This is a genomic window from Hyphomonas sp. L-53-1-40, from assembly GCF_000682775.1.
Classification (GTDB): Bacteria; Pseudomonadota; Alphaproteobacteria; order Caulobacterales; family Hyphomonadaceae; genus Hyphomonas.
Window position 1 is genome coordinate 186,641 of record NZ_AWFI01000016.1, and the last position, 12,805, is coordinate 199,445.

General features: G+C 57.2%; 11 protein-coding genes. 7 read left to right on the forward strand and 4 right to left on the reverse strand.

All coding sequences use genetic code 11. The annotated features are described in order from the left end of the window. Positions 1-20: 20 nt before the first annotated feature. Positions 21-1,019 carry a cytochrome c oxidase subunit II gene (gene coxB, locus L53_RS11890; RefSeq protein WP_034815614.1) on the reverse strand — a complete coding sequence of 333 codons (999 nt, stop codon included), beginning with the start codon at positions 1,017-1,019 and terminating at the stop codon, positions 21-23. Between the two features lie 165 nt (positions 1,020-1,184). On the opposite strand from coxB, the gene L53_RS11895 reads away from it, so the two are divergent. The 3 genes from L53_RS11895 (at position 1,185) to L53_RS11905 (ending at position 3,756) form a co-directional block, all read left to right on the forward strand. After that, positions 1,185-1,739 (forward strand): tetratricopeptide repeat protein, encoded by a 555-nt coding sequence (locus L53_RS11895; protein WP_034815617.1) that lies wholly within the window; start codon positions 1,185-1,187, stop codon positions 1,737-1,739. Positions 1,740-1,802: 63 nt separating this feature from the next. Further along, the gene (tldD, locus tag L53_RS11900) at positions 1,803-3,206 is read left to right on the forward strand and encodes a metalloprotease TldD (RefSeq protein WP_034815620.1); all 1,404 of its coding nucleotides are present in this window, start codon (positions 1,803-1,805) and stop codon (positions 3,204-3,206) included. A gap of 109 nt (positions 3,207-3,315) precedes the next feature. Then, entirely contained in the window at positions 3,316-3,756 is a 441-nt protein-coding gene (locus L53_RS11905; RefSeq protein WP_084333409.1) for a rhodanese-like domain-containing protein, read from the forward strand. Between the two features lie 53 nt (positions 3,757-3,809). Here L53_RS11905 and L53_RS11910 read toward each other — a convergent pair whose 3' ends face one another. Both L53_RS11910 and L53_RS11915 read right to left on the reverse strand, forming a co-directional pair. After that, positions 3,810-5,510 (reverse strand): peptide MFS transporter, encoded by a 1,701-nt coding sequence (locus L53_RS11910; RefSeq protein WP_084333419.1) that lies wholly within the window; start codon positions 5,508-5,510, stop codon positions 3,810-3,812. A 206-nt stretch (positions 5,511-5,716) separates the two neighbouring features. Beyond that, on the reverse strand, positions 5,717-7,096 hold the full coding sequence (locus tag L53_RS11915) for a glutamate--cysteine ligase (RefSeq protein WP_084333411.1): 1,380 nt from the start codon (positions 7,094-7,096) through the stop codon (positions 5,717-5,719). Between the two features lie 108 nt (positions 7,097-7,204). Here L53_RS11915 and L53_RS11920 point away from each other — a divergent pair, with 108 nt between their 5' ends. Further along, complete coding sequence (locus L53_RS11920; protein ID WP_051607888.1) at positions 7,205-7,837, forward strand: hypothetical protein; 633 nt, start codon at positions 7,205-7,207, stop codon at positions 7,835-7,837. Here the strand turns inward: L53_RS11920 and L53_RS11925 are convergent. Continuing rightward, positions 7,834-8,604: a 16S rRNA (uracil(1498)-N(3))-methyltransferase gene (locus L53_RS11925; RefSeq protein ID WP_034815622.1), complete on the reverse strand. Its 771-nt coding sequence runs from the start codon at positions 8,602-8,604 to the stop codon at positions 7,834-7,836. The two genes, L53_RS11920 and L53_RS11925, sit on opposite strands and share 4 nt — an antisense overlap. 47 nt (positions 8,605-8,651) lie before the next feature. On the opposite strand from L53_RS11925, the gene L53_RS11930 reads away from it, so the two are divergent. The 3 genes from L53_RS11930 (at position 8,652) to L53_RS11940 (ending at position 12,800) form a co-directional block, all read left to right on the forward strand. Beyond that, complete coding sequence (locus L53_RS11930; protein WP_034815624.1) at positions 8,652-10,025, forward strand: NAD-dependent succinate-semialdehyde dehydrogenase; 1,374 nt, start codon at positions 8,652-8,654, stop codon at positions 10,023-10,025. Between the two features lie 99 nt (positions 10,026-10,124). Further along, a complete protein-coding gene (ubiA, locus tag L53_RS11935) occupies positions 10,125-11,255 on the forward strand; it encodes a 4-hydroxybenzoate octaprenyltransferase (RefSeq protein WP_051607889.1) in 1,131 nt (376 codons plus the stop codon). Between the two features lie 78 nt (positions 11,256-11,333). Next, the gene (locus L53_RS11940) at positions 11,334-12,800 is read left to right on the forward strand and encodes a pyridoxal-dependent decarboxylase (RefSeq protein WP_051607890.1); all 1,467 of its coding nucleotides are present in this window, start codon (positions 11,334-11,336) and stop codon (positions 12,798-12,800) included. Positions 12,801-12,805: the final 5 nt, after the last annotated feature.

Here is a 12,805-nt window from a genome sequence, read left to right on the forward strand (position 1 = left end):
GGCGTGTCACTCTTCCCTAATTACTGTTTGGCGGCGAACTGGGTCGCCTGCTCAGTGGATGCAAAAACGTCGACGGTTGCGTAGGCGGCTTCATAGTCACCCGCGAGCATAAACTCGGCCCAGCTGTCGAATTGCGCCTGGCTGACCACGCGCACCTCAATGGGCATGAAGGCATGGTTCACCCCGCAAAGCTCGGAGCACTGGCCATAGTAGATGCCCGGCTCCTCGACGAGGAACCAGCCCTCGTTCAGGCGACCCGGAACGGCGTCCGTCTTCACACCGAAGGCTGGAACGGTCCAAGAATGAATCACGTCAGCTGCGGCCGTGTAATAACGCACGAAACGATCTTCCGGGATAACCATGGGGTAATCGACGGCGAGATTTTTGGGCTTGGATGCGAAATCGGTACGGCCTGTTGCCCCGGCGTAGTTGTCGCCATCTGTCGAAATACCGACATGAACCGGGTTGGAAACGAATTCCAGCGGATAACCCGAATCATCAATCAGGTCCGGATAGGTATAGGTCCAGTTCCATTGGTTGCCCTGCGCCTTGACGTTCACGAAGCCTTTTTCAGCCGCTTCCGGGAAATAGTCCTTGGCGAAGCGCTCATGCTGAGCCGTCTTTCCGTCAGCAATCATCGCATCCGACTTGTCAGTAATCTGCTGAAGGTTTGGAACCACGTCCTGATAATACAGGTTCGGGAAGGACTGGCTCGCAATTGCAACGAGGATCAGCGCCGGAACAACCGTCCAGATGATTTCAATCAGCGTATTGTGGCTGAACTTCTTCGGCACCGGATTGGCCTTGCGATTGTGACGCAAGATGATCCACATCAGCAGGCCAAGCACCAGCAGAGTGATCAAGACGATGATGATCAGAACGAAGTGGTGGAAGGTGTGAATGCGCTCTGCGATGCGCGTTGCGGCAGGCTGGAAACCCAGCGCACCGTCTTGAGGAACGAATGCCAGCGCCGGACCGGCCATGACGGCAGCGCACAAGGCGGCAATAAGGTGTCGCACGAAGTTATCCTCGTCTCATTGGAATCTGTGTCCCTCTATCTACAATACGTGATAGCCGCAACCTACCACTTTACGCGCTCAATATTGTCGCAGGTTGTCGGCGATACCTTCGATCTGTGGTATGTTCTCCCCACGGCCGGAACATGAAATGAAAGGTCAAAAGCAATGAAAAACTCAATTCTTACCGCCTTCCTTCTGCTCGGAATGGGCGTTGGGCCCGCAAATGCGCAGGTATTGGTACTCGGGGGAGGAATTGCCGAGGACTGTTATGAAGCAGCGAAATTTGGATCCGTTTCCCCGCGAGAAGGCGCTGCAATCTGCACCAGGGCGATCCAGCATGAAGCGATGAAGTTGAGCAATCGTGCCGCCACGTACACGAATCGCGGCGTGCTCTACATGCGCGCCGGGCTCTACGAGAAAGCGCTTTCTGACTATGACAAGTCCAAGCGCATCAGCCCTGACACTGGCGAAACCTATCTCAATGAGGGCGCAGCCTACATATTCATCGAAGCGTATGACAAAGCGCTCCAATCCCTGGACCAGGCCATCGCATATGGCTCTAACGATTTACACGCCGCCTACTACAATCGCGCACTGGCAAAGGAAAAACTGGATGATGTGGAAGGCGCCTATTACGACTTTCGCCGAGCGCTGGAATTGAAGCCTGATTGGGAGTTGGCCGAATGGCAGCTGTCACGCTTCGAGATCAGCACGAACTGATCAGGAGCGGGTTTCTGCGCCTTTGCCCTTGCGACGCGCCGGGGTGTCACGCATCTATTCAAGATGACACAGACATCCCTGCCCTTCGACCTGACCAAGGCTTCTGAAATCTTGTCCGACGCCGCAAAAGGCGCCGACGATGGCGATCTTTTTGTTGAGCGTTCCCGATCAGAAAGCTTCGTATTTGATGACGGGCGGCTGAAGTCTGCCGCATTTGATACCGATCAGGGCTTCGGTCTTCGGGTCGTCGCCGGTGAGACGACCGGCTCCGGCTATGCCTCTGAGTTGTCGCTGGACGCGATTCGCCGCGCGGGCGAAACAGCGTCGCAGGCCAAGCGCGGTTATTCAGGCCATCTCGCGACCGGACCGACCCCGACAAATCGTCGGCTCTACGACCCGATTGACCCAACCTCTGCGCCAGACTTCTCCCTGAAGACTGGCCTATTGGCTGAAATCGACGCTTGGGCACGCGCATACGACCCGCGCGTGGTTCAGGTCTCGGTCTCGCTCGCCGGCAGTCACAAGGAAATCGACATTGTTCGCCCGGACGGCGCGGTCTTCTCGGAAGTTCGGCCGCTCGTTCGTTTGAATGTGTCGGTGACGCTGGAAGAAAACGGGCGCCGCGAATCCGCTGGGGCCGGTGCCGGTGGCCGTGCTGCTTATGAAGATTGGATCCAACCGGATCGCTGGAAGGCAATGGTCCAGCGCGCCGTGAAGAAGGCATCAGTAAATCTCCAATCCATCCCTACCCCTGCCGGACAGATGGAGGTCGTGCTTGGGCCAGGCTGGCCGGCCGTTCTGTTGCACGAAGCGGTAGGTCATGGCCTTGAGGGTGACTTCAACCGCAAAGGCACAAGCGTATACTCTGGTCGCATTGGTGAGCAGGTCGCTGCCAAGGGTGTCACCATTGTTGATGATGGCAGCATCGAACGCCGCCGAGGCTCACTCTCGTTTGATGATGAGGGTACGCCAACGCAGAGGACCGTTCTGATCGAAGACGGCATTTTGAAAGGCTACATGCAAGATCGGATGAATGCGCGCCTCATGGGTCAGGCCCCGACCGGCAATGGCCGCCGCGAAAGCTATGAATCAGCCACCATGCCACGCATGACGAATACGGTGATGCTCGGCGGCGACAAGGATCCGGACGAAATTGTGGGCTCGATCAAGCGCGGTCTTTGGGCGGTCGACTTCGGCGGCGGCCAGGTCGACATCACCTCCGGCAATTTCGTGTTCCAGTGCACCGAGGCCTATCTCGTCGAGAACGGAAAAATCGTTGCGCCTGTCAAGAACGCCACGCTGATCGGACATGGACCAACGGTGTTGCAAGACGTCACGATGATCGGCAACGACTTCGCCATGGATGATGGCGTCGGCGTATGCGGCAAGGCCGGACAGTCGGTACCTGTGGGTGTTGGCCAGCCAACCCTCAAGGTTGGTGCCCTTACTGTAGGCGGCGCAGGCTAAATTTGCTGTCATCTTGGTTGGCCAGACTTGCGGCCCAACGCTCACTTTGACACTTTGCCGCCATATTTGAGCTCCGACTCAATGCAGTTAAGTTACAGTTGAGTTCCACATGACACGTCGATCTATGTCCGTTTTGGCTGTTGCATCCATATATGCAGCATTGTCATTGCCCGCTTTCGCGGACGTTCAGAATCTTTCCGCGGAGTCCGCGCACAAATTGGTGCAACGCGGCGAGTTGATCCTGCTGGATGTACGTACACCGTCAGAATGGGCGATGACGGGCATGCCGCGCGACAGCGTGGGAGCGAACGTCAAGGATGTGGACTTCCTAGCTCAGGCACGCGGCGCGGTTTTGGGCGATCTTGAATACCCCATTGCGGTCATATGCAGAGCGGGCAACCGCTCCACCCTTGCTGCATCTCAGCTCGAGGCTGCTGGCTTTGCGGAGATTTACGAAATCACCGAGGGTATGGCCGGCCTGGAGGGCATTGGCGATGGCTGGATCAAGCGGGGTTTGCCAACGGACCAGTTTCTACCGCCCGACCGCTAGGAAACATTCGGTGCAATAGAAAAAGGGCAGCTCCAGTGGAAGCTGATGATTTGCTAGAACATTTCGTCAGAGACCATGGAAGATTCTGCCGGTAGCTCGCTTCCCTTCATCCAGTATTTGATGACTGGTGAGATGATCAGCATGAATACGCCGATCCCCATCGCGACATATCCGACGTTGGAATAGACGCTTATATAGGTTGCCTTGGCCGCCGCGACGTCGGTGATCTGGCCGCCGATGGTCTCCGCGCCCGTCGTCCGCGCGATGACACCGGCCAGATAGTTGGACAGTCCTGAATACAGGAACCAGGCACCCATGGTCATCCCGACAACGCGCGCCGGCGCCAGCTTTGTCACTGCCGACAGGCCAACCGGCGACACCATCAGTTCGCCCATTGTGTGGACCCAATAGATCAGGAAGATGAAACCTACGGCGGTCATCCCGGCGCCGGACATGCCGATACCCCCAACCAAGGAAAGGAAACCAAGGCCCGCGAGGAATACGCCAATCGCAAACTTCACGGGCGTCGACGGCTCCATTTTCCGCTTGGACAGGGCAATCCACATCCAGGCAAAGATCGGAGCGAAGATGACAATATAGCCTGCGTTAAGGAACTGGAACACCGGCGTCGGCACGTTGATCCCAAACATTTCCTTGTCGACCAAGCGGTCGGTGAACAGGGTCAGCGACGAGCCGGCCTGTTCGAACAGCGCCCAGAACGGGATCTGCGCCAATACGAAATAGATTGCCGCGAACATGCGGTTCCGCTCAGTACCTTGCAGTTGGATGAATGAATAGAGCAGCAGTCCGATAAAAATCGCAATGCCTAGCGAGCCAACGAACCAGTCCGGAATCACCTCCGCATTCATCACCAGCAGCATGGCTACGCCGATCACCACAATACCTGCGAGATAGCAGGCCATCTCGACCGTGATAGGCCCCAGGAAAGACTTTTTGAGGGTCTCGGGATTAGGCGGCTCGGCTTTCCCATCCAGGTATTTCTGGCCCCAGAGAAAGACGAGCAGACCTGCCAGCATACCGATACCGGCAAGCCCGAAGCCGTATTTCCAGCCCCAGAGGATGCCGATGATGCCGCAGCTCAGAGAGGACAGCAGCGAACCGAGATTGATGCCCATATAGAACAGGCTGAATCCGGAATCCCGCCGCGGATCGTCAAACTCATAGATCGCGCCGACGATCGTGGAGATGTTGGCCTTCAAATAGCCAACACCGGCAATAATGAAGGCCAGCGAAAGAAACAGGATGTTTGTATAGAGTACCTGCTGCTCGATCCGGGTCGTGTAGGCGTCTTTTGCGATTTGCTGATAAACGGCAGCAGTCGGCTCTCTGGCATCGTCCGCGCTTTCCAGGATCTGGAGATCCCCACTGCCCTGCTCGAAGACGATCCGGCGCGTTTCGCCGTCCACGTCCACGAACAACTGACGCTGATCACCTCGGCCTTCATGCTGGATCTCGATCTCGGATCCGCCCGTGACCACGTATTCCTTTGAGCCACTGCCCTCGAACGCCATGCCGAAATGGCCGAGGCAGAGCAGGATCGCGCCGAACGTGACAGCCTTGCGCTGGCCCAGATAGCGGTCAGCCAGCGTACCGCCGATAATGGTCATCACATAGACCAGCGCCGTGTAGGCCCCATACATGATTGATGACTTCTCATCCGAGAAGAGGAAATGCTGGGTCAGGTAAAGGACCAGCAGGCCGCGCATCCCGTAGTAGGAAAAACGCTCCCACATCTCGGTAAAGAACAAAATGGCCAGCCCCTTAGGATGGCCGAAAAATGAGGTATCGCGGGGTTTGCCCGCTGCACCATTCGCAGTGATGTTTGTCACGCGTTCAACTCCCCGGAAATTCTTACGAACCGGTAGTTTGACCACGCAAACGCCAAGCTCTCAAGGCAGCTTGTGCCAATTGAGAAGCCCCGATGAGGGAATTTATTCCCTTAATAGGCCTGATCGACGAAAATGCGGCTCAGATCGCCCTGCCACTCGCCATGATATTTTTCGAGAAGGCGTTCAGCGGGCGTGAGTCCTGTCCGCGCGATCTCATCAAGTTCGCTGAGATAGCCCGTTTCGTCATCACCAGACACAGAGAGATTTGCGCGGCGTTTCAGGCCGGCCCGGGAAATGTCCAGCACGCTAAGCGCAAGGTCCTGCATGGTACGGCCGCCTGGCACAGGCGTACGCAGGCCCAGGGTACGTACCCCCTGCCGCATCGATTCGCGTTCGGCATCTGACCAGGACTTCACCAGGTCCCAGCAGGCATCCAGACTATCTGAGCAATAGAGCAATCCGGTCCAGAAGGCGGAAAATGCACATAGATGACTCCATGGACCGCCATCAGAACCGCGCATCTCCAGAAACTGCTTGAGACGGACTTCAGGGAAGATCGTCGAGAGATGGTCCGCGAAATCGTCCATCGCCGGCTTCTCGCCAGGCAGAATGGGCAGTTTGCCATCCATGAAGTCACGGAAAGAGAGTCCGCTTGCGTCTAGGTATTTGCCGCCGCGCCGGACGAAATACATCGGCACGTCCAACGCGTAATCCACATAACGTTCGAATCCGAACCCATCCTTGAAAACAAACGGCAGCATGCCCGTGCGGTCCGGATCGGTATCTGTCCAGATTTGCGACCGGTAGGACAGGAAGCCGTTCGGGCGACCTTCCATGAAGGGCGAGTTCGCAAACAGCGCCGTGCCGAGCGGCTGTAGCGCCAGCGAGACGCGGAACTTCTTCACCATGTCCGCTTCGGAGGCAAAGTCGAGATTGGCCTGAACCGTACATGTGCGAAACATCATCTGCCGTCCCAGACGGCCGACCTTGTCCATATAGTCCATCATGATGCGGTAGCGGCCTTTGGGCATCACCGGCGTTTCGGCGAGACTCCAGACCGGGCTCGCACCGAGGCCCATGAAGGCAACGCCTAGCGGATCGGCGATGTCTCGGACTTCGCGCAAATGCGAACCTACTTCGTTACAAGTCTGGTGCATGGTTTCGAGTGGCGCACCCGACAGCTCAAACTGACCGCCCGGTTCCAACGATACGCTCGCGCCATCCTTCTTCAGGCCAATCAGCTTGCCACCTTCGACGATAGGCTGCCAATCAAACCGGTCGCGCAGGCCTTCCAGAATTGCCAATACGGAGGCCTCACCTTCGTAGGGCAGCGGGCGCAAACCCTCGCGGAGAAAGCCGAACTTCTCGTGTTCGGTCCCAATTCGCCAATCTGCTTTCGGCTTGTTGCCAGCCTCGAAATACTCAACCAGCTCGGATTTCCCCGAGATACGCTGGGAGTTTTCGTCGATATCCGACGTCGGCGTGGTCACAATGGAGGCCTCCCCTCAAACTCTTGCTGTGAGTGCACATAGGGATGTTTCGCTCGAGCGCCAACCGGGTTATTCTCACAAGTTCGTTTATTCCCGCAGGTGAGACTGATGACGCGATTTACCACAGAAGAACGCGATGACCTCAGAGTCTGGGCACGCATCCATGTGCGCGGTGGCTATGAACCCGTCGAGGAAATCGAGGAAATCCTTCTGGATCTGACCGAGGAGTTCGAGTCGCCTATTTCGGAGCGTGACCGGCAATCCGAGATACGGTCTGCACTGATTCAGGAAATCGAGGCCGTACAGTCAGAGCAGGCCAAGTGGCCCGTGCTGACAGACTTCGACCGTCTGGAGCTCGCCTTCGACATGCTGGATGACAAGGATATTGTCGCCCGACAGAATTTCACGTGCTGCGGCACATGCGGAGCTGCGGAGATCAATCTCGAAATTGAAGAGTTCGAAGCCTATGGCCGTCGGGCACGCGGCTATGTCTTCTTTCATCAGCAGGACACGGAAAGCGCGGTCGAATCCGGCAATCTCTATCTCAGCTACGGAGCCTCAAATAATACGGCGGACGCAGTATTCCTCCAGATTGGCCAGGAAATCTTTGATACGCTGAAGGCCGTTGGGCTGAACGCTCACTGGGACGGCAAGCTGGAACATCGCATCGGGATAACGCTTGAGTGGCAACGTCGATGGGAAAGTGCCGTACCGAAGCCCATGAAGCGGTGGCCCTTCTAGGTCCAGTCACCACACACCGCTTGCCAAAGGGTGAGCGCCGAGACGACCGCCGTTTCCGCCCTTAAAATTCTGGGGCCAAGGCTAATGGGATAAGTATCCGCACGCGCACGCAGGAATTGGCGTTCATCCGGGCTGAATCCACCTTCAGGGCCGATAAGGATCGCTGCACTGCGATCTTTCAGGGAGTCCAGCACCGAAAGAGCGGCGCCTGCCCGTCCGGACTCCCCGCCCCAAGGCTTGGACTCGTCCTCACCAGCTTCATCACAGAAGATCAGCGCCGTGTCGTCGTCCAGTTGAGCAAGCGCTTCTTCCAGAACCACGAGGTCAGAAATTTCCGGCAGATCAAGCCGTTCAGTTTGTTCCGCAGCCTCGAGGGCAATCTTGTTGAAGCGATCCAGCCGGACAGTTCGTGTTTGCGTGAACTGCGTGATCACAGGCTGAATGGACCGGGCACCAAGTTCGGTTGCTTTCTCGACGATGAAGTCAGTTTCCGCCTTTTTCACCGGCGCAAACAACAATGCGAGATGGGGTGTTTCCGCACTCACCTGTTCGCGCGTTTGCTCGACCGGGATGACAATCGCCGTCTTGCCCTCAGGTGCCCCGAGCTCGCACAACCACTCCCCGTTGAGGCCATTGAATGCACGAAGCCGGTCACCCGGAGATAAACGCATGACCCGTATCAGATATTTTGACGCGTCCTCTTCCAACCGGAGTGGTACAGAAGGCTCGAGAAGGGCCGACACAAAAAGTCGCGGTATTGAACTCATATGTACGACATACCTTCTATCAGCAGGAAACTCAGCACGAGGTGATCATGGCGGACCAGACTATCAAATCCGTAAATCCGGCGAATGACACAGTCATCGAGGAATTTACACCCCACACTCCAGCGCAAGTAACAGCCGCCATAAAAGACGCGGACGAATGCTTTTCTGACTGGCGCAAGACCAGCTTCGAATATCGCGCCGAGCTGATGTTGAAGGCAGCGGACGTATTGGACGCCAATGCTAACCGTTACGCCGCTGACATGACCGCAGAAATGGGCAAACCTCTCGGCCAGGCCAGAGCCGAAGTGAACAAGTGCGCTTGGGTGTGTCGGCACTATGCCGAACAGGCCGCGAACTACCTTGCCGACGAACCCATGGAGAGCAGTGGCCAAAAGGCCTATGTCCGCCACCTTCCCCTCGGCGTGATCCTCGCAGTGATGCCTTGGAATTTTCCCTTCTGGCAGGTGTTCCGCTTCGCTGCCCCGATCCTGATGGCGGGCAATACGGGCCTGCTGAAACATGCATCCAACGTGTTCCGGTCTGCCCTCAACATCGAAGAAGTCTTCGTGGAAGCAGGCTTTCCGCGAGGCACTTTCCAGACACTCCTGATCGGGTCAAAACACGTTGAAGGTGTTATCAAGGATGATCGCGTGAAAGGCATTTCGCTTACAGGCTCCGGCCCTGCAGGTGGAGCGGTTGCAGCAACCGCAGGCAAGGCCATCAAGCCCTCCCTTCTCGAACTTGGTGGATCCGACGCATTTATCGTCATGCCTTCCGCTGACCTCGAAAAAGCGCTCGACACAGCAGTCAAAGCCCGGACTCAGAACAACGGTCAGTCCTGCATCGCCGCAAAGCGCTTTTTCGTCCACGCAGACATTTACGATGCTTTCAAAAGCGGCTTTGAGGCTCGCTTCAAAAGCCTCAAAGTCGGCGACCCAACGAAGGACGGCAGTGATATTGGACCTCTCGCGACTGCGGCCATTCGCGATGAACTGGCCGAACAGGTCGAAAATTCGGTCAAGGCTGGTGCCACCGTTTTCCACGCGGGCAATACCCTGCCCGATACCGGAAACTGGTTTGATCCGTGCATCGTGAGCGACGCTCCAGAGGGCAGCCCGTCAGCCGACGAGGAAATGTTCGGACCTGTCGCCAATCTCTGGAAGGTGAATGATCTGGACGAGGCCATCCGCCGCGCAAACCATAGTATTTTTGGTCTTGGATCAGTCATTTTCACGCAAGACCAAGCCGAAATGGATCAGGCCGTCAGCGAATTGGAGGCTGGGGCCACTTTCGTTAACGCGATGGTCTCATCTGACCCTCGGATGCCGTTCGGGGGGATCAAACAGTCCGGCTATGGGCGAGAGTTGGCCGCTGACGGCATCAAGGCGTTCGTGAACCGCAAGACTGTGTTCATCGCCTGAACCAGACTGCGTTACCGGCCAGAGGGATTTTCCAGCACTATTCGCCTCGTGCTTGTCTGTGGCTGTTTGAAACACAGAATTTCGGTATAAGCCGCTGCGATGGACGACACACGCACGATTCCAGCCGATAGCGCCCTGCCCGGATGGCTGTCTAGCCTGCCGCTTGGCTGGCAACCCTATGCCATGCTGGCCCGGTGGGACCGGCCGGTGGGTATCTGGTTGCTCTATCTGCCATGCCTGATCGGTCTGTCATTTCAGCGGTTGATTACGGGCGTTTATGTTTTCGATCTGGTCTGGGCGATCCTGTTCCTGCTCGGCGCGGTAGCCATGCGCGGAGCAGGCTGCACATGGAACGACATAACCGATCGGAACTTTGACGCCAGCGTGAGCCGCACCGCACTGCGGCCGCTCCCATCCGGCGCGGTCACACTGAAGCAGGCCTATTATTTTCTCGGAGCCCAGCTATTGGTCGGATTTACCATCTGGCTCCTGTTGCCACTGGACGCAAAACTCGTCGCGCTACTCTCAATACCGTTGGTTGGCGCATACCCCTATATGAAGCGTGTGACCTGGTGGCCTCAAGCCTGGTTGGGCCTGACGTTCAATTGGGGCGTCCTGGTCGGCGCAGCGGTCGCGTCTCATGTCAGCTTTCCCGTCATCGTGCTGTATGCCGGCCTGATACTGTGGACGATCGCTTACGATACCATCTACGCGCTGCAGGACCGTGAAGATGACGCCCTGATTGGCGTCCGGTCCACCGCGCGCCTCTTCGGCAAGCGGGCGGTACTGATCAGCTTCTGCTTCCACCTCGGCGCAGCGGCACTTATCGCCCTTGCAGCTGCTCTGAATGAAGCTGGCCGAATAGGCGCGCTGACGGCGTTGCTTTTCCTCGCGCACGGCGTCTGGCAGTCGGTGCGACTGAAGTCGAGCCGTGAGCAAGCCGCGCTTGCCGTGTTCAAATCCAATGTTTGGGCGGGCGCCCTTGTTGCATTTGGCTTCGCCCTGTCCGCCATGGCACCGGAGCCCAAACAGAGCTCGCTATTTGCTGACCATGAGCTTGTTCCAGACGGACCGCCCTCCACGATGAGCCTGCCCTTCGGGTTCGAGATGAAACATGCCCGCCCATCTCCTGCAGAATCTGGTGAGACATGGTTTGCAAGTGCAGCCCTGAGAGCCCTCAAGCGCGAAGGCGTGATTGGGCCGGACGAAGGCGCGCCCCCGGCTTCTTGATCCCGACAAGGTGCGACGCATGCGCTCGCCCCTGTCTGCGCCCGTTGTCTCCGCAGCAAAAAGGCGAGATCGAAGGGTATGACCTCTTACGATCAAACACAGCCACCATTTTCTGAAGACAATCTGGATCCAGCTGACTGGCTCGCCTTTCGCAGGCGGTTGCATGCAATGGTCGACACTGCGGTCGACAAGATGGAGCGCACGCGCGAAGGCAGGGTCTGGACGCCACTTCCTGAAGACATGAAAGACGCTTTCAGTCTTTCGGAAACCGGCCTGCCGCCGGAAAGTATAGACGCTATTTTGCGGGGGTTGTTGCCATATGGTGTCGGAAACACGCATCCACGCTTTTTCGGCTGGGTGCACGGGGCGGGCACGCCGTCCAATCTGGTTGCAGATATTGCCACAGCGGCGATCAACGCGAATACTGGCGGTCGCAACCATGGTGCGATTGAGGTTGAGCGCCAACTGATAGACTGGTGCAAGCGTCTCTTCTCTTTTCCGCAGGATGCGAGCGGCCTGATTGTTTCAGGCACATCAATGGCGACCATCATTGCACTGAAGGCTGCGCGCGATGCCCATCTCGACTTCCTGAGTCGCGCCGAAGGCATGGGAGCGCACAGACTTGTTGGCTATACGTCTAGTGAAGCCCATGCCTGCATTGCGCGGGCATTCGACTTGCTCGGCCTAGGCACCGCTGCATTGCGCAAGATCCCGGTTACGCCAGCACACCAAATCGATGTCTCGGTGTTGCAGGAGGCGATCACAGCAGACCGCGCAGCAGGATTCGAGCCTTTTCTCGTCGCAGGCACGTGCGGCTCGGTGAATGCGGGTACCGTCGACGACCTCGCGGCGCTGGCGGAAATATCGGAAGCGGAAGACCTGTGGTTCCATGTTGATGGTGCATTCGGTGCACTCGGCATGTTGAGCGACCGGTTGCGCCCGCGTCTGAGCGGGCTGGATCGGGCGGACTCAATTGCTTTCGATTTTCATAAATGGCTTCACGTGAATTACGATGCGGGTTGCATCCTGATCCGCTCGGGCCAGACGCACCTGAAAACTTTCTCAGACCGTCCGGATTATCTGAAATCAGCAGACCGCGGGCTGGCCGCGGGTGGTACCTGGCCTGTTGAACTCGGGCCGGAACTATCGCGCGGGTTTCGGGCGCTCAAAGTCTGGGCGCAAATTGCCGAGCATGGTGAAGGCAAGCTGGGCAGGCTGATCACTCAGAATTGCGACCAAGCTGCTTATCTTGGCGAACTGGTTCGAACAACTCCTGAATTGGAATTGCTGCTTCCTGTCTCAATGCAGATTTGTTGCTTTCGATATCTGCGCGATGGCCTTTCCGATACCGGATTGGACGAACTGAACGCAGAGATTGTCGTCCAGCTGCAACTGCAAGGTGTAGCAGCACCGTCAACCACGAAGATAAATGGGCGCGTGGCGATCCGCGTGAACATAACAAACCACCGGACCCAGCGCTCTGACCTGGACCTGCTCGTTCGTGAAATCCTGCGAATTGCGCGGGAAGACCTGAGTTCTGACTGACACGT

Coding starts and splice junctions, on each gene's coding strand:
- L53_RS11940 (WP_051607890.1), top strand. CDS start 11,334: ATGACCTCTTACGATCAAACACAGCCACCATTTTCTGAAGACAATCTG.
- L53_RS11925 (WP_034815622.1), bottom strand. CDS start 8,604: ATGAGTTCAATACCGCGACTTTTTGTGTCGGCCCTTCTCGAGCCTTCT.
- L53_RS11920 (WP_051607888.1), top strand. CDS start 7,205: ATGACGCGATTTACCACAGAAGAACGCGATGACCTCAGAGTCTGGGCA.
- ubiA (WP_051607889.1), top strand. CDS start 10,125: ATGGACGACACACGCACGATTCCAGCCGATAGCGCCCTGCCCGGATGG.
- L53_RS11895 (WP_034815617.1), top strand. CDS start 1,185: ATGAAAAACTCAATTCTTACCGCCTTCCTTCTGCTCGGAATGGGCGTT.
- tldD (WP_034815620.1), top strand. CDS start 1,803: ATGACACAGACATCCCTGCCCTTCGACCTGACCAAGGCTTCTGAAATC.
- L53_RS11910 (WP_084333419.1), bottom strand. CDS start 5,510: ATGTGGGAGCGTTTTTCCTACTACGGGATGCGCGGCCTGCTGGTCCTT.
- L53_RS11905 (WP_084333409.1), top strand. CDS start 3,316: ATGACACGTCGATCTATGTCCGTTTTGGCTGTTGCATCCATATATGCA.
- L53_RS11930 (WP_034815624.1), top strand. CDS start 8,652: ATGGCGGACCAGACTATCAAATCCGTAAATCCGGCGAATGACACAGTC.